Source organism: Micromonospora sp. NPDC048040 (assembly GCF_055587185.1).
This window is the reverse complement of sequence record NZ_JBVJGT010000151.1, coordinates 1-1081: the sequence shown is the minus strand read 5'-3', so window position 1 is coordinate 1081 and position 1081 is coordinate 1. Positions and strand designations below refer to the sequence as shown.

At 66.9% G+C, this 1081-nt stretch carries 1 protein-coding gene; it reads left to right on the top strand.

Annotated elements, in window-relative coordinates; genetic code table 11:
* Nucleotides 1–142: 142 nt before the first annotated feature.
* Complete coding sequence (locus ACZ6O2_RS36575) at nt 143–1063, top strand: IS3 family transposase (RefSeq protein WP_466026231.1); 921 nt, start codon at nt 143–145, stop codon at nt 1061–1063.
* The last annotated feature ends 18 nt before the right edge of the window (nt 1064–1081 follow it).

Here is a 1081-nt window from a genome sequence, read left to right as displayed (position 1 = left end):
CCGGTGAGCGGCCGGGCACCACCAGCAGCGATGCGGAACGCCTCGCCGCGTTGGAACGGGAGGTGCGTGAGCTGCGGCGGGCGAACCAGATCCTGAAGTCCGCGGCGTCTTTCTTCGCGGCGGAGTTGGACCGTCCGTCGCGATGAAGGTCGAGTTCGTCGACTCCCAGCGGGAGCGACACGGTGTCCAGCCGGTCCTGCAGGCGCTCGAAGACACGCCGGCACAGATCGCACCGTCGACCTACTACGCTGCCAAGACCCGTCCCGCCAGCGCCCGCTCGCGACGTGATGAGGAGCTGACCGCGGTGATCGAGCGGATCCACGCGGAGAACTACGGCGTCTACGGGGCACGCAAGATCTGGCACGAGCTGCACCGCCAGGACATCGAGGCGGCCCGGTGCACCGTCGAGCGGCTGATGCGCGAGTCCGGGCTACGCGGGCTGCTGCGCGACAGGTCCCCACGCACGACCCGGCCGGCGGCCGAGACCAGCCGACCCGCTGACTTGGTCAAACGTGACTTCACCGCAGCCGGCCCAAACCAGCTGTGGGTCGCCGACCTGACCTACGTGCGCACGAGTGTGGGCTGGGTGTACGCCGCGTTCGTCCTCGACGTGTACTCCCGGCTGATCGTCGGCTGGCAGGTGTCGACGAGTCTCTACACCGACCTGGCTCTCGACGCGCTGAAGATGGCGATCTGGCGTCGCGAAAATCAAGGCGCTGACCTGGGCGGACTGGTCCACCACTCCGACCGTGGAGTCCAATATCGAGCAATCCGCTACACCCAGCGGCTCGCCGAGGCCGGTGCCGTCGCCTCTGTCGGCACCAAGGGCGACTCCTTCGACAACGCGATGGCCGAGGCGTTCAACTCCCTCTACAAGGCCGAACTCGTCCGGAACAAGGGACCATGGCGCGGGCTCGACGACCTGGAGATGGCCACCGTCGAATACATCGACTGGTACAACAACCGCAGGCTGCACGGCGAACTCGGCCACGTCCCACCCGCCGAGTACGAGGCGCTACACGCGATAACCCACCCAGTCACCGCACCCCTGGAAACCAGCTAACCAACTCTCCATCAAACC